The 374-nt window shown below is 35.0% G+C and carries 1 pseudogene; it reads left to right on the top strand.

Going from position 1 to position 374, the window contains the following annotated elements:
* Window positions 1–81 precede the first annotated feature (81 nt).
* Window positions 82–374 (top strand): annotated as a pseudogene (locus KI356_RS27560) (peptide ABC transporter substrate-binding protein); the annotation flags it as partial.

Here is a 374-nt window from a genome sequence, read left to right on the forward strand (position 1 = left end):
TCTGATAAATATATAAAGAAAAACAGAATTATCAGAAAATTCTTGATTAGATATCGTTTAGAATTAGGGAGGGTACAAAAAATGAAAAAGAAAAAAATGAAAAAACTAACGGCAGTTGTAGTACCGGTTTTAGCAATGAGCATGGCACTAACAGCATGTTCTACATCAGGTGGAGATAAGAAGACAAGCACGGATTCTAGCTCTAGTGGAGATAGTAAGTCAGGAGAAAAACTAGCAGCGAAACAAGTGCTAAATCGAACAGTAACACAAGAGATTCCAACGATGGATTCTTCAAAATCAACAGATACAGTATCTTCACAAATGCTAGGGAATACGATGGAAGGATTATATCGTTTGGATAAAGATAATAAGCC

The sequence above is a fragment of the Bacillus hominis genome, assembly GCF_018332515.1.
Classification (GTDB): domain Bacteria; phylum Bacillota; class Bacilli; order Bacillales; family Bacillaceae_G; genus Bacillus_A; species Bacillus_A hominis.